17 protein-coding genes are annotated in these 20,989 nt (G+C 36.9%); 16 read left to right on the plus strand and 1 reads right to left on the minus strand.

Features of this window, described 5'->3' with window-relative positions; genetic code table 11:
• Positions 1-18 precede the first annotated feature (18 nt).
• The 4 genes from DOK78_RS09365 to cls all read left to right on the plus strand — a co-directional run bounded on the left by DOK78_RS09365 (position 19) and on the right by cls (position 6,788).
• Positions 19-1,071, plus strand: a complete 1,053-nt coding sequence (locus DOK78_RS09365) for a DUF7278 family profilin-like fold-containing protein (RefSeq protein WP_207940608.1) — start codon at positions 19-21, stop codon at positions 1,069-1,071.
• A 285-nt stretch (positions 1,072-1,356) separates the two neighbouring features.
• Positions 1,357-3,999, plus strand: coding sequence for an alanine--tRNA ligase (gene alaS / locus DOK78_RS09370; protein WP_207940607.1), 2,643 nt, complete (start codon positions 1,357-1,359; stop codon positions 3,997-3,999).
• 175 nt (positions 4,000-4,174) lie between these two features.
• Positions 4,175-5,311, plus strand: a complete 1,137-nt coding sequence (locus DOK78_RS09375; protein WP_207940658.1) for a cation diffusion facilitator family transporter — start codon at positions 4,175-4,177, stop codon at positions 5,309-5,311.
• 10 nt (positions 5,312-5,321) lie between these two features.
• Positions 5,322-6,788 carry a cardiolipin synthase gene (cls, locus tag DOK78_RS09380; protein WP_207940606.1) on the plus strand — a complete coding sequence of 489 codons (1,467 nt, stop codon included), beginning with the start codon at positions 5,322-5,324 and terminating at the stop codon, positions 6,786-6,788.
• On the opposite strand, the gene DOK78_RS09385 is transcribed toward cls, so the two are convergent.
• Positions 6,768-7,184 (minus strand): ribonuclease HI family protein, encoded by a 417-nt coding sequence (locus tag DOK78_RS09385; RefSeq protein WP_207940605.1) that lies wholly within the window; start codon positions 7,182-7,184, stop codon positions 6,768-6,770. The two genes, cls and DOK78_RS09385, sit on opposite strands and share 21 nt — an antisense overlap.
• Before the next feature lie 74 nt (positions 7,185-7,258).
• Between DOK78_RS09385 and DOK78_RS09390 the strand changes: the two genes are divergently transcribed.
• The 12 genes from DOK78_RS09390 to carB all read left to right on the plus strand — a co-directional run bounded on the left by DOK78_RS09390 (position 7,259) and on the right by carB (position 20,984).
• Complete coding sequence (locus tag DOK78_RS09390) at positions 7,259-7,660, plus strand: EbsA family protein (protein ID WP_207940604.1); 402 nt, start codon at positions 7,259-7,261, stop codon at positions 7,658-7,660.
• Between the two features lie 96 nt (positions 7,661-7,756).
• Positions 7,757-9,421, plus strand: a complete 1,665-nt coding sequence (locus DOK78_RS09395; RefSeq protein WP_207940603.1) for a formate--tetrahydrofolate ligase — start codon at positions 7,757-7,759, stop codon at positions 9,419-9,421.
• A 135-nt stretch (positions 9,422-9,556) separates the two neighbouring features.
• Positions 9,557-10,216, plus strand: a complete 660-nt coding sequence (locus DOK78_RS09400; RefSeq protein ID WP_207940602.1) for an HI_0552 family protein — start codon at positions 9,557-9,559, stop codon at positions 10,214-10,216.
• 123 nt (positions 10,217-10,339) lie between these two features.
• Positions 10,340-11,029, plus strand: a complete 690-nt coding sequence (locus DOK78_RS09405) for a CBS domain-containing protein (protein ID WP_207940601.1) — start codon at positions 10,340-10,342, stop codon at positions 11,027-11,029.
• 17 nt (positions 11,030-11,046) lie between these two features.
• Complete coding sequence (lspA, locus tag DOK78_RS09410) at positions 11,047-11,505, plus strand: signal peptidase II (RefSeq protein WP_207940600.1); 459 nt, start codon at positions 11,047-11,049, stop codon at positions 11,503-11,505.
• Between the two features lies 1 nt (position 11,506).
• Positions 11,507-12,412 (plus strand): RluA family pseudouridine synthase, encoded by a 906-nt coding sequence (locus DOK78_RS09415; RefSeq protein WP_207940599.1) that lies wholly within the window; start codon positions 11,507-11,509, stop codon positions 12,410-12,412.
• 246 nt (positions 12,413-12,658) lie between these two features.
• On the plus strand, positions 12,659-13,195 hold the full coding sequence (gene pyrR, locus DOK78_RS09420) for a bifunctional pyr operon transcriptional regulator/uracil phosphoribosyltransferase PyrR (protein ID WP_207940598.1): 537 nt from the start codon (positions 12,659-12,661) through the stop codon (positions 13,193-13,195).
• Position 13,196: 1 nt separating this feature from the next.
• Positions 13,197-14,480: a solute carrier family 23 protein gene (locus DOK78_RS09425; protein ID WP_207940597.1), complete on the plus strand. Its 1,284-nt coding sequence runs from the start codon at positions 13,197-13,199 to the stop codon at positions 14,478-14,480.
• 12 nt (positions 14,481-14,492) lie between these two features.
• Positions 14,493-15,419, plus strand: a complete 927-nt coding sequence (locus tag DOK78_RS09430) for an aspartate carbamoyltransferase catalytic subunit (RefSeq protein WP_207940596.1) — start codon at positions 14,493-14,495, stop codon at positions 15,417-15,419.
• A gap of 12 nt (positions 15,420-15,431) precedes the next feature.
• A complete protein-coding gene (locus DOK78_RS09435) occupies positions 15,432-16,718 on the plus strand; it encodes a dihydroorotase (protein ID WP_207940595.1) in 1,287 nt (428 codons plus the stop codon).
• Positions 16,719-16,720: 2 nt separating this feature from the next.
• Positions 16,721-17,800, plus strand: coding sequence for a carbamoyl phosphate synthase small subunit (locus DOK78_RS09440; protein ID WP_207940594.1), 1,080 nt, complete (start codon positions 16,721-16,723; stop codon positions 17,798-17,800).
• A 1-nt stretch (position 17,801) separates the two neighbouring features.
• Entirely contained in the window at positions 17,802-20,984 is a 3,183-nt protein-coding gene (gene carB, locus DOK78_RS09445) for a carbamoyl-phosphate synthase large subunit (RefSeq protein ID WP_207940593.1), read from the plus strand.
• Positions 20,985-20,989 lie beyond the last annotated feature (5 nt).

Here is a 20,989-nt window from a genome sequence, read left to right on the forward strand (position 1 = left end):
GGAAAAGGGGAGAAGAATGTGCATCTCTTTGAAGCCTTAGAGTGGAGTAATTGGAAAAATTTATCCATCGAAGTCAAAAATCAAGTGATTAATCAAGTACTTATGTATTTTGTAAGTCCATTAAAACGAATCTCTGATGTGGAATACAAAGAATTTGAATTAGCAGGAGTGAAGTGTGGTACCTTTGAATGTTCAATTGATGGTGAACGTTTTGTTTTGGTTCCTGGAAGTAAAGAAGTTATTTTAGGCTGGGATTCAGGAATACAAGGCTTGCCTGTAACTGTATGGGATACCAAAGTAGAGCAACCTGATTCGCATTTTAAAACGATTGTACAAAATTATGGATTGGAAAACGCTGAAGATTGGGATATTTTTGTTAATGAATCAACTAGTGCGTTAAGAAAGGTTTCGATATCACCAATGCTCGTTCAAAAAGATGCGCTACCTGCTGGAACAAAATTTATCGGGCAATTGGATACCATCACTGGTGAATTTCAAGGCTTGGTGGAAGAATTCACACCGATTGAAGAAAAATTGCGCCAACATTTCAAACAGCCGACTAATTTTGAAGAGAGTTTAATGTGGCAGTTACCAACACAAATCTTTGAAAAAGATTCATTTTATGCCTTATTAAATCCTACTGATGAAACTTATCGTATTTATCGTCATCAAACTTGTACATTAACGACACTGCGCCAGTATCTCCATCAACAGATGTTTGACCTGCTTGATGAAAATCAATGGGAATATGCTGTTGGCGCAGGAACACGTAAATTATTTCGCTGGGGAATGGAATTAGACGAAAAAGTTAATTACTATGGTAAACAAGTCACGAAAAAAATGCATCAAGAAAACATGTTTGGTTTATTTTTTGATGTAAGTCGCACGCGATGGGAAATTACAGATTCCAATCGTTTGAAATTAGAAAAGCAAAAAGATGTGGGGATTTCACTACTTGATAAACTACCCTTATCTTCGTATTATCGCTCACGAAAAATTTTAGCTGAAGATGAAATCTTAGACCCGTGTGACTTTTTATATCGTAAAGTGATTGTCATCGCACACCAATAAAATATAATTGACTTTTTCAGAAAGTTTGCATATACTTTGTGAGGAGAAGGATATGGTCATAAGCTACGCACTTCACAGAAAACTTTTCATAGCTGAGAGAAAAGTAAGGCTACTTGTGGTTGCTCCCTTTAGATGAATTGATAGAAATATCAACGCAACTCAGCGTTATCGAGTTTAAGAGGTAATGATATGACATCATTGCAAACAAGGTGGTACCGCGTGTAAACGTCCTTGTCTTGCAAGGTGTCTTTTTGTTTGCTTCAAAGAGATAAGGAGAGAAAAAAGATGAAACAATTAACTAGTGCAGAAGTACGTCAAATGTTTTTAGATTTCTTCAAATCAAAAGGACATTCAGTAGAACCAAGTGCATCACTTGTTCCTGTAGACGATCCAACTTTATTATGGATTAACTCAGGGGTGGCAACGCTAAAGAAATATTTTGATGGATCAATTGTTCCTGAAAATCCCCGAATCACAAATGCACAAAAATCAATTCGTACGAACGATATTGAAAATGTGGGACGCACCGCTCGTCACCATACCATGTTTGAAATGTTGGGAAACTTTTCAATCGGTGATTATTTCAAAAAAGAAGCTATTCACTGGGCATGGGAATTTTTAACATCACCAGAATGGATTGGTTTCGACCCTGAAAAATTATATGTAACGGTTTATCCAAAAGATACAGAAGCAAAACGCATTTGGCTAGAAGAAGTTGGCTTGTCAGCAGACCATGTTGTTGAAGTGGAAGATAATTTCTGGGATATTGGAGCTGGTCCAAGTGGTCCAGATAGTGAGATTTTCTATGATCGTGGCGAAGAGTTTAACGACTTAGCAGCAGATGACCCAGAAAATTATCCTGGTGGCGAAAATGAGCGTTATTTGGAAATCTGGAATTTGGTCTTTTCAGAATTTAACCATAAACCAGATGACACATATGAGCCATTACCTCATAAAAATATTGATACGGGTATGGGTTTAGAACGGATGGTTTCAATTATTCAAGGTGCACCAACCAATTTTGAAACAGATTTATTCTTACCGATTATTCATGCTATTGAAGAAATCAGTGGCGCAGTGAAATATGGCGAAAATCCAGTAACTGATGTGTCATTTAAAGTAATTGCGGACCATATTCGTGCCTTATCATTTGCGATTGGTGATGGTGCATTACCTTCAAATGAAGGACGTGGGTACGTTTTACGTCGTTTATTACGTCGCGCAGTTATGCATGGACAAAAATTACAAATTCAAGATTCGTTCTTATATAAATTGGTACCAGTTGTCGGTGAAATTATGGAAAGCTATTATCCAGAAGTTTTAGAAAAACAAGCATTCATTGAGAAAGTTATTCGTACAGAAGAAGAACGTTTCCATGAAACAATTAATGAAGGTCTAGCTATTTTAGATCAAGTTATCGCTCAAGTGAAAGCAGATGACATGGATACATTGAACGGAAAAGACATCTTCAAATTATATGATACGTACGGTTTCCCAGTAGAATTAACTGAAGAAGTAGCTGAAGAAGCTGGTTTGAAAGTCGACCATGCAGGTTTTGAAAAAGAAATGAATGCACAACGCGAACGTGCCCGTGCAGCTCGTAGCAATGAGCTTTCAATGGGCGAACAATCTGCTTTATTAACAGATATTAAAGTGGATAGTAACTATGTTGGTTATGAACGTTTACAAGCAGAAAGTCAATTGTTGGTGATTGTTCAAGAAGATAGTTTAGTTTCTGAAACATCTGCTGGTCAAGCACAATTAATTTTTGCTGAAACACCATTCTATGCAGAAATGGGTGGACAAATTGCGGATACTGGTTCTATTTTAGATGAACATGGAACATTGGTTGCTACTGTAGAAAATGTGAAAAAAGCACCAAATGGCCAATTTTTACATCATGTAGAAATAAAAGAAGCGATTACAGAAGGTGTAAACTATTCATTAGTCGTAGATGTGGCACGTCATAATCGTATCATTAAAAACCATACAGCAACTCACTTGTTGCATAAAGCGTTAAAAGAAATTCTCGGTTCACATGCAAACCAAGCAGGGTCATTAGTAACTCCAGGACATTTACGTTTTGACTTTACTCATTTTGGTCAAGTAACAACCGAAGAATTGCAACAAATGGAACAAATTGTGAATGAAAAAATCTGGGCTGCATTACCTGTTGTGACCGTTGAAACAGATATTGATACTGCAAAATCAATGGGTGCTATGGCATTGTTTGGTGAAAAATATGGACATGATGTGCGTGTAGTAAATATCGCTGATTGGTCAATTGAATTGTGTGGTGGAAATCACGTAATTAATACAGAAGATATTGGTATTTTCAAAATCGTTTCTGAGTCAGGGATTGGTGCAGGTGTACGTCGTATTGAAGCTGTAACAAGCAAAGAAGCTTATGAATTGTTGCATCAGGAAGAACTACGTTTACGTGGAATTGCGCAAATTGTGAAAGCACCACAATTGAAAGAAACGGTTTCTCGTGTAGAACAATTGCAAACACAATTACGTGAAGTACAAAAAGAAAATGAAGCATTAGCAAGTAAATTAGCCAATCAACAAGCTGGTGATATTTTCAAAGACGTAAAAGAAAGCAATGGCTTGACGTATATTGCTGCTCAAGTGAATGTAAAAGACATGAATCAATTACGCCAATTAGCCGATCAGTGGAAGCAAAAAGCCACTTCAGAAGTATTGGTTCTAGCAACTGTTGCTAACGAAAAAGTAAACTTATTAGCTGCAGTTAATCCAGATGGGTTGGAAAAAGGTCTAAAAGCTGGTGATTTAATCAAAGCAATCGCTCCAAAAGTAGGCGGTGGCGGTGGTGGACGCCCAGATATGGCTCAAGCTGGTGGTAAAAATCCAGAAGGTATTCCAGCAGCCTTAGCTGAAGTAGCAACTTGGTTAGCAAATAAATAAAATAAATACCTTATGTTTTGATGGAAATCAGAACATAAGGTTCTTTTTATGCCAATCGTGTTAAATTGTCGTTCTTTTCGTGAATTTTTACTATTTCATTTGGCGAAAATGGGGGTTTCAAGGTAAAATAACAACAAGTGTATTGAAAAGGGGTTCTTTGAGAATGTTGAATTTTTTGTTAAAAAAAATTGAGAAGGAAAATAAAGAGACTCAAAGGACAAAAGTAGGCCAACTAGCAGGTGTTTTAGGTCTACTTTCAAATTTAGTTCTGTTTATTGGGAAATTTTTAATAGGTTTTGCGGCAGGGTCAGTTTCCATTATGGCTGATGCGATGAACAGTTTATCGGATACTATCTCATCAGTACTAACGTTAATAGGTTTCAAAGTAGCCGCTAAACCGGCAGACAGTGAGCATCCTTATGGGCATGAGCGCTTTGAATATATTAGTGGTTTACTCATCTCATTAATTATTGCATTGGTTGGTTTTCAATTTTTAAAATCTTCTTTTGAAAAAATTTTGAATCCTGAACCAATTAAATTATCATTGGCATTATTCATTGTCTTAATTGCTTCGATTGTTATTAAGGTCTTGCAAGGAAGAATGTACCTTACTTTATCGAAAAAAATTGACTCACAAACGTTAAAGGCTACTAGCAAGGATAGCTTAAATGACGTCTACACAACACTTGCTGTTTTAGTTTCAGCATTGTTTGAGTGGGCAACAAATTTACGAATCGATGGTTATGTTGGATTTTTATTGGCACTATATATTTTGTATAGTGGATATACGATGGTCAAAGATTTTATTAATGAATTATTAGGAAGTCGTCCAACAGATAAAGAGATTCAAGAGATGGAAAAGAAATTATCCTCCTATGGTTCGATTTTAGGTTATCATGACTTATTGGTTCATGACTATGGACCTCAAAAACGATTTGCTTCCGTTCATATTGAAGTGGACGCGGGGATGACCTTAACCAAAGCGCACCATATTATTGATGAAATTGAAAAAGACTTTCATAATAAATTGGATGTCGAACTAGTGTGCCATTTAGATCCTGTAAATATTCGCGATGCAAATTATATTGCTATTTTTCATCGTATGCGTTCCATTGTGTTACAAATTGATGAAAAATTACGAATGCATGATTTTCGTTTGAAAAGTGAACAAATTTTACAGTTTGATTTAGTCATACCTGATGATTTTCATTTAACTGATACGGAATTAATAGACTTGCTTCAACAGGCAGTCCATGAGAAAATTGGTATGTACGGGTTAGATGTAACGTTAGATCATAATTATTTATTATAAGGAGAATAAGATGGAATTTACAATGGATATGGCAATTGCCTATCAAGTAGTGTGGGGACTAATCGTGATTAATACGATTGGGGCGTTTATAACCGTTTTTCGAAAACCACGATCAATTGCCAGTGTGCTGGCATGGATGATGACATTGGTCTTTCTTCCAGGTGTTGGCTTTATTTTATATGCTTTTTGTGGAAGAGGAATCGACGGAGAAATCATTTATCGCTTTAGCGAAGGTCATCAAAATAGAATTGCCGAGATAAACGAAATTATTGAAGAAAACAATCGTTATTTTCATCAAACAGTGAAAACAAAAGAATCTGAACTATTAAAAAATTATTTTAGAAACATGGAAGAATCACCACTAACCAAAGGGAATGCCGTCACTTTTTATACAGATGGTAAAGAGAAATTTGATGCGTTGTTTGAAGATATACGTCATGCCAAAGATAACGTTCATGTTGAATATTATGCTTTTTTCGATGATAAAATTGGAAATCGTTTTTTAGACCTCCTCGTTGAAAAAGCAAAAGAGGGCGTAGAAGTGCGTGTGGTTTTCGATCCTTGGGGTGGAAAAACCAATGAAAAATTTTTCCGTCCATTACTGAAAGTTGGTGGGAAAGTGGCTCCATTTATCACTTCACGTAATTTAATTCGTAAAACAAGACTGAATTATCACTTACATCGCAAAATTGTGGTAATTGATGGTATGATTGGCTGGACGGGTGGCTTTAACGTAGGGGACCAATATCTTGAAGAAACGAAAAAGTTCGGTTATTGGCGTGATACTCATGCTCGAATTGTAGGAACAGCTTCATTTACGTTGCAAGAAGTTTTTATTCGTGATTGGAATGCGTCTATTTTGAAAGAAGAAGATGTGTTAGAATACGAAGATCGCTATTTTGTGGTACCACCTATTGAGCAAGCGGGAAATGTGAGTATGCAAGTTGTTGCTGATGGTCCAGAAACCGAAGAGCAAGTTTTAAAAGGTGGCTTTACTAAAATGTTGTTAGCTGCAGAAAAACGTGTGTGGTTACAAACGCCGTATTTAATTCCAGACGATGCAATGATTAATGCCTTTTTAGTTGCGGTTCGTTCTGGTGTGGATGTCCGAGTGATGATTCCTTCAATGCCAGACCATCCTTTTATTTATCGTGCAACACAGTATTATGCGAACTATTTACAACGTCGAGGAGTTAAAATTTATATTTACGAAGGTGGCTTTATTCATGCAAAAACGATTGTCATGGATGATACAATTGCAGCTTTTGGTACGACCAACCAAGACATTCGTAGCTATGCATTAAACTTTGAAGTGAGCGCCTTTGCTTATAATCGCGAAGTTGCGGAAGAGTTAGCAGAAATCTTTGAGGAAGATATGAAACAGTCAAGTTTATTAACTGATCGAATGATTAAAGAACAATCTTATTGGCTACGATTTAAGCAAAACTTCTCACGCTTACTTTCGCCGATTTTGTAGTTTTAACGCTTTTTGTAATCCTTGTCGTGCTAAATTATCAGCCCCTTTGTTTTTACTTTCCGGAATCCACTGTAATATTAGCAAAGGGAAATATGGTAGTTTTTCTTGAATATTGTGTAAATAATCTTGGAAATCTGAATTATTCGTATAGTTTTTATCAACAGTTTGCGCTAAAATCTTACTATCGGTGTAAACCATAATCGTTTGGGTTTGGTAGTTGTTCGCCAATAAATAATCTAATAAGGCGCAAAAACTCGCAAATTCTGCTTGATGATTACTTAATTTTGGTAAAGCAAATGATTCCTGGATATATAATTGTTCTCCTGTGAGCATAAATCCACCGCCACTAGGTCCAGGGTTTCCTTTAGTTGCTGCATCAATATAGGCTTTAATCATGAACAAAACTCCTTCTTGGTTAGTGCTCCAACTTTATTATACGCATTGATGATTCATGTGGAAAGGGGAAAAGAATGAAATACAAGATTCGTTGGCAATTAGAACATGCCTTGGCAGTTATTTATTGGTCAATTGCATTAATTGCATTATTTTTTAGTTTGATTTTTGCTTTAGAAAAAGCAGAAATTCATTTTAAGAGTTTCCTATTTCTACTTTTGTTTTTGCTATTAGTTTATCTATCGCGAAAGCGCTGGCTAATGATAGATAACAAAGGTGTTCAAGTGACCTATGCGCGTTTTTGGAAAAATGAGACTTTTGCTTATCAAGATATTAAGCAATTTCGTTTTTTAGAAAATAAAATTGAAATAGAATTACCAAAACAAACCCTTGAATTTAGGGTGAATAGAAAAATGTTGCCATTATTTAAAGAAGAGAGTAAACAGATTATTCCCATTCAGCTACAAAAAGAAGGTTAGGAGCTTAGGCTTTTAACCTTCTTTAAATTTAAGATGCTTTTTACGACAAGTTTAGTTATAATAAATGGAAAAAAGGTTTAAAAAAGGAGTTTATGTATGAAGTCAGATATTGAAATTGCTCAGGAAATAGAATTAAAACCAATTCAAGAAATTGCTAAAAAGGTGAAGCTTACAGAAGATGATTTAGAATTATATGGTAAATATAAAGCAAAAATTGATATTACTAAGTTAAATAACAATGCTGATTTAGGAAAGTTAATTTTAGTCACAGCAATTAATCCCACGCCAGCTGGGGAAGGTAAATCAACTATTTCGATTGGTTTAGCAGATGGTTTAAATCAAATTAATAAAAATGCGGTCATTGCTTTACGCGAACCTTCATTAGGCCCAGTCATGGGAATGAAAGGTGGCGCAACAGGTGGCGGTTATGCGCAAGTTTTACCAATGGAAGATATTAACTTACATTTTACAGGCGATATGCACGCAATTACGACAGCCAACAATGCGCTTTCTGCTTTGATTGATAACCATATTCATCAAGGAAATCAATTAAATATTGATCCAAGAAGATTAATTTGGAAACGAGTTGTTGACTTAAACGATCGTGCGTTACGTCAAGTTGTAGTAGGACTAGGTGGTCCACTTCAAGGTGTTCCAAGAGAAGATGGATTTGATATTACTGTAGCAAGCGAAATTATGGCAATATTATGTTTAGCAACAGATATTCATAACTTAAAAGAGCGCTTAAGTCAGATTTTAATTGGCTATACTTACCAAAGAGAACCTGTGACAGTAGGTGATTTGAAAATCGAAGGTGCGTTAGCGTTGCTACTGAAAGATGCCATTAAACCTAATTTGGTTCAAACTATTGAAGGGACACCTGCTATTGTCCATGGTGGACCATTTGCCAATATTGCACATGGTTGTAATAGCGTGATTGCTACTAAAACGGCTTTAAGCCTAGGTGATTATGTTGTAACAGAAGCAGGCTTTGGTGCCGACTTAGGTGCTGAAAAATTTTTAGACATCAAAGTACCTAATCTAGGAAAAGCGCCCGATGCGGTAGTAATTGTAGCAACTATTCGAGCATTAAAAATGCATGGTGGCGTTACAAAAACAGATTTAGGTCAAGAGAATGTAGAAGCCGTTATTAAAGGTTTTGCAAATCTACAACGTCACATTCAAAACATTCAACACTACGGCTTACCAGTTGTAGTAGCAATTAATGAATTTATCACTGACACAGAAGCCGAGTTTTTACAATTAGAAGCATTGTGTCAACAAGAAAATGTGACCATCCGTCGTGCGTCTGTTTGGGCAAATGGAGGTCTTGGTGGAAAAGACTTAGCAGAAGCCGTCGTGGACGCTATTGAAACGAAAGAAGCGAACTATCAACGTTTATATGAAGACTCATTGTCTATTGAGGAAAAAGTGAAAACAATCGTTTCTAAGATTTATGGTGGGAAAGATGTGTCATTTGGTGCGAAAGCACAAACCCAATTAAAAACTTTTGCGCAACAAGGCTGGGACAATTTACCAGTTTGTATGGCAAAAACGCAATACTCATTTTCTGATAATCCTACATTATTAGGAGCACCAACTGATTTTACTGTGACTATCCGTGAGTTTGTTCCAAAACTAGGAGCTGGTTTTATCGTTGCCTTGACGGGCGATGTTATGACGATGCCTGGATTACCAAAACAACCTGCAGCATTGAATATGGATATTGATGAAAATGGTCGTGCAATCGGTCTATTTTAAAAAAGGGGGAACAGTCTAGCTGTTCCTCTTCTTTTGTAAAAAAACTTTTAAAAGTTTTTTGATATGGATTATTGTAGTTAACTATTCATCATGTCTAGGAGTTTTTTTAAAGTCTTTTTAAGGAGGGAGCTTGAAATGACAACTTTATATGAGAAAGATTTTGCTATTTTTGATAGAAAACAATTTGCGTTTAAACAATTAAAAGAAACCCATACAGAAGAAGAGCTTTCACAGGTAAAAGCATCTTTTAAAGATGTTTGGGACAAATGGAAACACCTGCAGCAAAACATCTATCAAGAACTTGCTTCTAATTATTTTGCACAGCCCAAAGTTGAAAGTTGGACAAATGGTTGGAATCTTCGCTCGCATTATTGGAGTGCCTATCGAGGAGCGCATAGACAAAACGAGAATGCGTGTATCGGTGTTTTGTTGAACAAAAAACAATTACAAGTTTATTTGATGTTTCAAGAATATAAAAGTGAGACACGTCAAGGAACAAAAGAGCAATACAATCAACTATTAGCGTATTTACCAAAATGGAGTGAACAAGTGGATGTGAGCGATTATTATATTTGGCCTCAGCAAGAACATGAGTTGACGGACCATTTACCTTTGAAAAATTATTTAGCGGATGCGCAGGTTCAGCAGAGATTTCAAGATGAAGTGAACCAACAAACCTTTCAATTGGGCAAACTTTTTTTCCGCGCAGAACTGCCCGATGTTGAAGGACAAATCATCCAGGTTTTTAATGAGTTGACACAACTTTATCGTTTATTAGAAGAAATAACGGATTAACTTCAAGCAGAATTTTTCTTTTTTGAACAAATTCGTTATAATAAATGAATAAGTGATTCCACTCTAGACATTTCTACGCTATACTAAGAAAGTCTATGGATAGGTAGTTGAAGGAGGATTTTCATGGGTGAAGCGGCAGATGTATTTTTAAGTAGTTTCAATCGTATTGAAAAATGGCTGAAAGATGAACTTGGTAATCCGAAAAATATGGGCTTTAGTCAAATGGTGCGCAAACTTTCTAACCGCCCTGATTTACCAATAAAAAAATATGAAAATGATTTACTTCAAATTTCACAGTTGCGTAATGCAATTGTACACGAGAAAATTGGTGAGAATTTTGTTATTGCTGAACCAAATCAATGGTTAGTCAATCGTATTCGGAAAATTGAGATGGATTTGCTTCAACCGGAATTAGTTTTGCCGCGTTTTGCCAAACATGTCACTGGTTTTGAACAAGACATTTCGATTCGAGAATTATTACAAATCGTTGCTAAAAAACGTTACTCACAGTTCCCCTTATATAACCAAGGACATTTTGAAGGGTTGATTACTTTAAAAGCGTTGGGATATTGGTTTGCAAAAGAAAGTCTAAAAGGTGATATTCAAATAGACAATCGAACAGCCAAAGACTTAATTATCAAAGATGGTAAACCGACGAACTATACATTTGTTTCACAATATACTTCGATTAATGAAATTGAACGAATGTTTCATGATAATGGCATGTTGGATTCAATTTTGATTACTAAAGACGGAAATCCTAATGGGCGTTTATTAGGGATTATTCGTCCACGAGATATTTTTAAACTATAAGAAAAGAGTTGAAAAAATTGTTAGCTTTTTATTTTCTATTAAGTGCGATTATTATTGGACTGGATCAATGGGTGAAATTTTGGATTGTCTCTAACTTTGCTTTAGGTGACGCCCAATCTATTATCCCTAATATTCTTTCCTTTACGTACGTTCAAAATACAGGTGCTGCTTGGAGTATTTTTGAAGGACAAATGGGCTTTTTTACAGTCATTACGCTAATTGCAGTGGCAGTAGTAACGTATTTAATGATTCGTTACCGTAACGAAAACAAATTATTTATCCTCGGTTTATCCTTCGTGTTAGCAGGAGCTTTAGGGAATTTTATTGACCGTATACGCTTAGGATATGTGGTAGATATGTTCCAAACTGATTTTATGAACTTTCCGATTTTCAATGTGGCAGATATGGCTTTATGCATCGGAGTAGGTTTAATTTTTATTTATACAATTTTCGATGAAAAGATGAAAGGAAAGTAAAATGACACAATTAGAAGTAACAATTACGGATGAAAAAGGTCGTTTAGACAAAGTATTGGCAGAGAAGTTAACAGATTATAGCCGTTCACAAGTCCAACAATGGCTAAAAGAAGATGCAGTGACTTTGGACAATCAACCAGTTAAAGCCAACTATAAAGTGAAAGAAGGGAATCATTTTACTATTACGATTCCTGAACCAGTTACTTTAGATTTAGTAGCAGAAGATATCCCATTAGATATTGTGTATCAAGATGAAGACGTTGCAGTGATTAATAAACCTCAAGGAATGGTTGTTCATCCTTCTGCGGGACATCCTAACGGCACACTAGTTAACGCATTGTTATATCATTTAAAAGATTTATCCAGTATTAATGATGTAGTACGCCCTGGGATTGTTCATCGGATTGATAAGGATACATCGGGCTTATTAATGGTTGCCAAAAATGATGCGGCTCATGAATCTCTTGCAAAGCAATTAAAAGACAAAACCTCTTTACGAAAATATATTGCTTTGGTGCATGGAAATATTTCTCATGAAAAAGGAACCATCAATGCACCAATTGGTCGATCTAAAACGAATCGCAAAATGCAAGCAGTCATTGAAGAAGGGAAACCTGCAGTGACGCATTTTACAGTTTTAGAACGCTTTGGTGATTTCACTTTAGTTGAATTGCAATTAGAAACTGGAAGAACCCACCAAATTCGTGTGCATATGCAATATATCGGTTTTCCTGTAGCTGGTGACCCAATCTACGGTCCGAAAAAAACATTAAAAGGCAACGGCCAATTTCTTCATGCAAAATTACTAGGGTTTACTCATCCTAGAACAAACCAACAAATGGTCTTTGAAGCACCTTTACCAGAGATTTTTGAAAAAAATTTAAAAAAACTACGTGAAAAGGTTTGATTTTTTCTCTCAACAAAGGTATAGTTGTCTTTAAGAAAAATAACAAAACTTAAAATGATCCTTTAAGTTAGTCCCGTGAGGCTAAGAAGGAAGTGAGCAAATAGATTCGTTATCTGCGGATAAACGAAATACTATTTGAAGAGACGAAGTGTGTCTTTTTATAGGACGCGTGTATAGTTGAACCTTCACTCCTGCCTTATTCGGGCAGGAGTTTTTTTATGTTTTAAATTCTAGGGAGGATGACATATGTCAAAAAAAGAAGTCATTGATGCAGTGACAATGAAACGCGCGTTAACTCGTATCACGTATGAGATTATTGAGAGAAATCGTGGGATCGAGAATGTGGTATTAGTCGGAATCAAAACTAGAGGCATTTACATTGCTCAACGCATCGCCCAACGTCTACAACAATTAGAAAATGTAGAAGTGCCTGTTGGTGAACTAGATATTACCTTATATAGAGACGATCATAAAGAAGTTGGCGAAGCAGAATTGCATTCTTCTGATATTCCGGTTTCTTTAGAAGGCAAAGAAGTTATCTTGGTCGATGATGTATTATATACAGGACGAACAATTCGCGCAGCCTTGGATGCTGTAATGGATTATGGACGTCCGAAACGTATCTCGCTAGCTGTTTTAGTTGATAGAGGACACCGCGAATTACCGATTCGCGCAGATTTTGTTGGTAAGAACATTCCAACAGCCTTAACTGAAGAAATTATTGTAGAAATGGAAGAAACGGATGGAGCCGATCGAATTTTAATCGATCGTGAGGAGGCGTAACATGAAGGATAAGACCTTTAGAAATCCTGAGGCGGTTCTTGATATTCAAGATAAACCAGCTGTCTTACCATGGATAGGATTAAGTTTACAGCATTTGTTTACCATGTTTGGTGCGACAGTTTTAGTTCCTAAATTAGTGGGACTAGATCCAGGTATTGCGCTGGTGAGTTCAGGAATAGGTACCATTGTCTACTTAATGATTACAAAAGGGAAAATTCCTGCTTATCTAGGAAGTAGCTTTGCTTTTATAGCTGCGATGAAAATGCTCCTAGAAACAAAAGGCTACGGCGCGATTGCTCAAGGTGCAATTACTACTGGAGTTGTTTATTTTATTGTTTCGATGATTGTCAAACGCAGTGGAACAGATTGGTTAAATAAAATTTTACCACCGATTGTTGTTGGTCCAGTAGTAATGGTTATTGGTTTAGGATTAGCTAGTAATGCTGCTAATAGCGCCATGTTCAATGAAGCTGGAAAATATGATTTCAAATATGTAGTAGTTGCTTTATTGACATTGGCTTTAACGATTTTTTTCAACATGTGGTTCAAAGGATTCTTAGGATTAATTCCAATTTTACTAGGAATCATTAGTGGGTATGTACTTGCTCTAGCATTCGGGATTGTGGATGTTAGTATTATCCAACAAGCACCGTGGGTTGGCTTACCGAATTTTGAAATTCCGTTCGTCCAATATACACCGACCTTAGAAATCGGAGCGATAATTACGATGGCACCAATTGCGTTTGTAACAATGACTGAACATATTGGTCATTTAATGGTTTTAAATAAATTAACTAAACGTAACTTTTTTGAAGACCCAGGCTTGCATAAAACGTTGGCCGGTGATGGTGCCGCTCAAATCGTCGCTGGACTAATCGGCGGTCCACCAGTAACAAGTTATGGCGAAAACATTGGTGTACTTGCGATTACACGTGTTCACAGCGTGTTTGTCATTGGCGGTGCTGCAGTGTTTGCTATCGCACTTGGCTTTGTTGGCAAGGTTAGTGCAGTCATCTTAAGTATCCCTGGACCAGTTATTTCTGGTATCAGTTTTGTCTTGTTCGGGGTTATCGCCGCTAGCGGGTTGAAAATTTTAATTGAAAATCAAATTGATTTTGACCGAAAGAAAAATTTATTAATTGCCTCCGTTATATTAGTAACAGGAATCGGTGGTTTAGTAGTTGAAGCAGGTGCCTTCACATTATCAGCGATGGCACTGGCAACCGTCTTAGGAATAGTTCTTAATTTAATTTTACCAAATACAGCACGCAACGAAGAAAAGTAGGGGGCAAAAGGAATGATTATCAAATCAGAACGAGTTAGTTTAAAACATTTATTAACAGTGGAAGCATTAACAGATCAAGAAGTGATGGGACTAATTCGTCGCGGACAGGAGTTCAAACGCGGAGCGAAATGGACACCTGCAAAAGATCAGTACTTTGTAACTAACTTATTTTTTGAAAATAGTACACGAACACATAAAAGTTTTGAAATAGCAGAGAAGAAACTAGGCGTCGATGTGATTGAATTCGATACAGATAAAAGTTCAGTACAAAAAGGGGAAACCTTATACGATACGGTTTTAACCATGTCAGCTATTGGCGTGGATGCTGCCGTAATTCGACATGGAGATGAAAATTACTATGATGAATTAATCCAAAGTCGTACGATTCAATGTAGCATTATTAATGGCGGCGATGGTAGCGGTCAACATCCAACCCAATGTCTATTAGATTTACTAACTATCTATGAAGAGTTTGGTTCTTTTGAAAACTTAAAAGTAGCTATTGTTGGGGATATTACCCATTCACGAGTAGCGAAATCGAATATGCAAATGTTAAAACGTTTAGGGGCACAAGTATTTTTCTCAGGACCTGAAACATGGTATGATCAATCCTTTGAAGTTTATGGACACTATATGCCCTTAGATGAGTTGATAGAAGAAGTCGATGTTATGATGTTATTACGTGTGCAACATGAACGTCATGATGAACACGAAAGTTTTTCAAAAGAAGAATATCATCAACAGTATGGACTAACAATCGAACGTGCTGCTAAAATGAAAGAAAAAGCAATTATTATGCACCCTGCCCCAGTTAATCGCGATGTCGAAATTGCGGATTCATTAGTTGAAAGCTATAAATCAAGAATTGTTACACAAATGTCAAACGGTGTCTTTGTTCGTATGGCAATTTTGGAAGCTATTTTAGAAGGTAAATCATAAGGAGGAATTTAAATGAATACATTAATTAAAAACGGGAAAATTATTTCCCACGACAATCAATTAACACCTGTGTCAGTTTGGATTAAAGATGGCAGAATCCATGCTGTTGGTGAGGACTTTACTAATGAATCATTTGATCAAATTGTTGATGCAAAAGGCCAATTGATTACACCAGGTTTGGTCGATGTTCATGTTCATTTTAGAGAACCAGGGTTTACCTATAAAGAAACGATTGAGACAGGTAGTAAGGCAGCGGCACGTGGTGGTTTTACAACTGTTTGTGCAATGCCCAATCTTGATCCAGTACCAGATACTGTTGAAAAATTCAATCAAGTACAAGCGATTATCGATCGCGATGCAGTAGTGAAAGTTTTACAATATGCACCAATTACTGAAGAATTACGTAGTGAAACGCTAGTTGACCAAGTCGGTTTGAAAAAGGCAGGTGCTTTTGCCTTTACTAATGACGGTGTGGGTGTTCAAACAGCTGGTACCATGTATCTTGCGATGAAAGAAGCTGCGAAAAATAACATGGCAATTGTGGCTCACACAGAAGATGAATCACTATTATTTGGCGGGGTAATGCATGCAGGAAAACGTTCAGAAGAATTAGGATTACCAGGGATTATAAGTGCAACAGAATCATCACAGATTGCTCGCGATTTGTTATTGGCTGAAGAAACTGGCGTACATTATCACGTCTGCCATGTGTCTACTAAAGAGAGTGTTCGTGTTATCCGTGAAGCGAAAAAAGCTGGTGTACATGTAACTGCTGAAGTTTGCCCACATCACTTAGTGTTAATCGATGAAGATATTCCAGAAGATAATGGTTTTTGGAAAATGAACCCCCCTTTACGTGCGAATGAAGATCAAAAGGCGTTAATTGAAGGCTTATTAGATGGCACAATTGATTGTATTTCAACAGACCACGCGCCACATGGCTTAGAAGAAAAGTGTCAAACATTCTTAAAATCACCATTCGGTATTGTTGGTTCAGAATATGCTTTCCAAATGGTTTACACCCACTTTGTTAAAACAGGTATCTTTACTTTAGAACAAGTTATTGACTGGATGGCAGTTAAACCAGCAGAAATTTTTGGTTTAGAAGCAACTGGACGATTAACAATCGGAGCGCCTGCTGACTTAGCAGTCTTTGATTTAGATACAGAATATATCGTTGACGACAAACAATTCTTATCAAAATCTGTTAATACACCATTTGTAGGATGGAAATTGTACGGAGATACTTTATTCACTTTTGTGGATGGAAAACTTGTATGGCAAAAGGACGGTAAATAATCATGAAGCGTTGGCTGATCTTAGAAGATGGAACCTATTTTGAAGGCGAAGGATTTGGCGCCGAAGTAAATGTTTATGGAGAAGTTGTTTTTACAACAAGTATGACCGGATATCAAGAAACGATTACCGATCAAAGTTTCAATGGACAAATTATTACTTTTACGTATCCAATGGTTGGAAACTACGGTGTCAATCGTGATGATTACGAATCAATTGCACCAACTTGTAAAGGTGTTGTTGTAAAAGAGCATGCGCGCCGAGCAAGCAATTGGAGAAATCAAATGGCATTAGACGAGTTTTTAAAACGTAAAGGAATTCCAGGGATTTCTGGAATTGATACACGTGCACTAACTCGTAAAATTCGTCAACATGGAACGATGAAAGCAAGCATCGTTGATAGTGGCGACGAGTTCAGTCACGCATATGATCAATTAAAAGCAGCAGTATTACCAACAAACCAAGTGGAACAAGTCTCTACAATGAAGCCTTATCCAAGTCCTGGAACAGGTCACAATGTGGTAGTAATTGACTTTGGTTTGAAACACAGTATTATGCGCGAACTATCAAAACGCAATTGTAATTTGACGGTTTTGCCTTATAATACGACAGCCGAAGAAATTTTAGAATTATCTCCAGATGGCGTAATGTTAACAAATGGTCCTGGTGATCCTAAAAGTGTTCCTGAAGCCATTGAAATGATTCAGGGAATTCAAGGGAAAGTACCAATTTTCGGGATTTGCTTAGGTCACCAACTATTTTCTCTCGCCAATGGTGCAGACACTTATAAAATGAAGTTTGGTCATCGAGGATTAAATCATCCAGTCCGTGAGATTGCAACTGGACGAATTGATTTTACTTCTCAAAATCATGGCTATGCTGTAGATGAACAATCTGTTGACACAGAAAAACTAATTGTAACTCATGTGGAAGTAAACGATGGGACTATTGAAGGTGTTCGTCACCGAGACTATCCAGCATTTAGCGTGCAATATCATCCAGACGCAGCACCTGGTCCGCATGACGCAGTACACTTATTTGATGAATTTTTAGAAATGATGGATGCATGGAAGGAGCAGAACTAAATTGCCAAAACGTACAGATATTAAAAAAATTATGGTTATCGGTTCTGGACCAATTGTCATTGGACAAGCCGCAGAATTTGATTATGCAGGAACACAAGCCTGTCTTGCATTAAGAGAAGAAGGGTACGAAGTTATTTTAGTTAACTCCAACCCAGCGACAATTATGACGGATAAAGAAATTGCTGATAAAGTGTATATTGAACCAATCACATTCGAATTTGTTTCAAGAATTTTAAGAAAAGAGCAACCAGACGCTATTTTACCGACATTAGGCGGGCAAACAGGACTAAATATGGCGATGGAACTTGCTAAATCAGGTATCTTGGAAGAATTAGATATCGAATTACTTGGAACAAAACTTTCAGCGATTGATCAAGCGGAAGATCGTGATCTATTCAAACAGTTAATGGAAGAATTAAATCAACCAATTCCTGAATCAGTCATTGTAACAACTGTTGAAGAGGCTGTTGATTTTGCCAATGAAATTGGATACCCAATTATTGTACGTCCAGCATTCACGTTAGGCGGAACTGGTGGCGGTATGTGTGCTAACGAAGAAGAATTACGCCATATCGCAGAAAATGGGTTAAAACTTTCACCAGTAACCCAATGTTTGATTGAACGTAGTATTGCAGGGTTCAAAGAAATTGAATATGAAGTCATGCGCGACTCTGCTGATAATGCGATTGTAGTGTGTAACATGGAAAACTTCGATCCAGTGGGGATTCATACGGGTGATTCGATTGTTTTTGCTCCAAGTCAAACATTGTCTGATTATGAATATCAAATGTTACGTGATGCCTCTCTATCAATTATTCGTGCTTTGAAAATTGAAGGTGGTTGTAATGTTCAGCTAGCCTTGGATCCACATAGTTTTAACTATTATGTCATTGAAGTAAATCCGCGTGTTTCTCGTTCATCGGCTTTGGCAAGTAAAGCTACAGGTTATCCAATTGCAAAATTAGCGGCTAAAATTGCAGTGGGCTTAACATTAGATGAAATGAAAAATCCAGTGACTGAAACCACGTATGCTGAATTCGAACCAGCATTAGACTATGTTGTAGCTAAAATCCCTCGTTGGCCATTTGATAAGTTTGAATCTGGTGAACGTATTTTGGGAACACAAATGAAGGCGACAGGGGAAGTCATGTCTATTGGCCGTAATATTGAAGAGGCCTTGCTGAAAGCTGTGCGTTCGCTAGAAATTGGTAGTCACCACCTAGAAATTTCTGAGTTTTCAGAAGTTTCAGATGAAGTTTTAACTGAAAAAATAATAAAAGCACAAGATGATCGTTTGTTCTACTTAGCAGAAGCGATTCGTCGTGGATACACCATTGAAGAATTAGCAGATTTAACAAAAATCGATATTTTCTTTTTAGATAAATTATTACACATTATTGAAATTGAACAGGCCTTACAACAAAAACCAAATGATTTAGAAACCTTAAAAACAGCGAAACAAAACGGCTTTACAGATCGCAAAATTGCCGAACTTTGGCAAACTGAAGCGGTTGAAATCCGTCAGTTACGTACAGAAAAGGGTATTTTGCCAGTTTACAAAATGGTAGATACTTGTGCAGCTGAATTTGAATCTGCAACACCGTATTTCTATAGCACGTATGAGTTTGAAAATGAAAGTATTCGAAGTGAAAAAGCTTCGGTTCTAGTATTAGGTTCAGGACCCATCCGAATTGGTCAAGGCGTAGAGTTTGATTATGCCACAGTGCATTCAGTAAAAGCCATTCAAGCCGCTGGTTATGAAGCAGTTATTATGAATAGCAACCCAGAAACAGTCTCTACTGACTTTTCAATTTCTGATAAATTATACTTTGAGCCGTTAACTTTAGAAGATGTGTTGAATGTGATTGACCTTGAAAAACCAGTGGGAGTTATTGTCCAATTCGGTGGACAAACTGCTATTAACCTAGCGGAACCACTTGTTAAAGCTGGTGTGAAAATTTTAGGAACTAGTATTGAGGATCTTGATCGCGCTGAAAATCGTGATTTATTTGAACATGCCTTAAAAGAGTTAGATATTCCACAACCACCAGGTGATACAGCAACAAATGCGCAAGAAGCAGTAGTAATTGCAGCGCGTATCGGGTATCCTGTTCTTGTACGACCAAGTTATGTCTTAGGTGGACGTGCAATGGAAATTGTAGAAAATCAAAGTGATTTAGAAGATTATATGAAACATGCCGTAAAAGCTTCACCAGAACACCCAGTTTTAGTCGATCGATACTTAATTGGGAAAGAATGTGAAGTCGATGCGATTTGTGATGGTCAAACAGTCTTAATTCCAGGTATCATGGAACATATTGAGCGTGCAGGAGTTCACTCAGGCGACTCAATGGCCGTTTACCCACCACAAAATCTATCAGATGAAATTATTGCAACGATTGAAGACTATACAAAACGTTTAGCATTAGGCTTGAATTGTGTCGGTATGATGAATATTCAGTTCGTTATCCATGATAACCAAGTGTATGTTATTGAAGTTAATCCACGTGCTAGCCGTACCGTTCCTTTCTTGAGTAAAGTAACGGGTATTCCAATGGCACAGGTAGCAACCAAAGCTATTTTAGGCGAAAGTTTAACGGAATTAGGTTATGAAGATGGCTTGTATCCAACGACAAATGAAGTTCACGTGAAAGCACCGGTCTTCTCATTTACAAAACTATTAAAAGTAGACACTTATTTAGGCCCTGAAATGAAATCAACAGGAGAGGTTATGGGGTCTGACAATAATTTGGAAAAAGCCTTGTATAAAGCATTTGAAGCGTCAGGTTTACACATTCCAAAATTTGGCTCAGTATTATTTACGATTGCTGATGAAACGAAGGAAGAGGCACTAGATTTAGCCAAACGTTTTGCAGATATTGGCTTTAGCTTAACTGCAACTAGTGGGACGGCTACCTATTTCGAGGAACACGGTTTACATGTAAAACAAGTTGCGAAAATTACTGAAACAAATGAAGAAACGGTCTTAGATAAAATCCGTAATGGAAATACGCAAGCAGTAATTAATACAATGGATAAAAATCGCCAAGATGCGTCTCAAGATGGCTTTATGATTCGTCGTGAAGCGGTTGAACATGGGGTACCGTTATTTACTTCGTTAGATACGGCAGATGCCATTTTAAAAGTGATGGAGTCGCGCGCCTTTTCAACTAAAGCGATTTAAAACAG

The sequence above is a fragment of the Enterococcus sp. DIV2402 genome, from assembly GCF_017426705.2.
Lineage (GTDB): Bacteria > Bacillota > Bacilli > Lactobacillales > Enterococcaceae > Enterococcus_F > Enterococcus_F lowellii.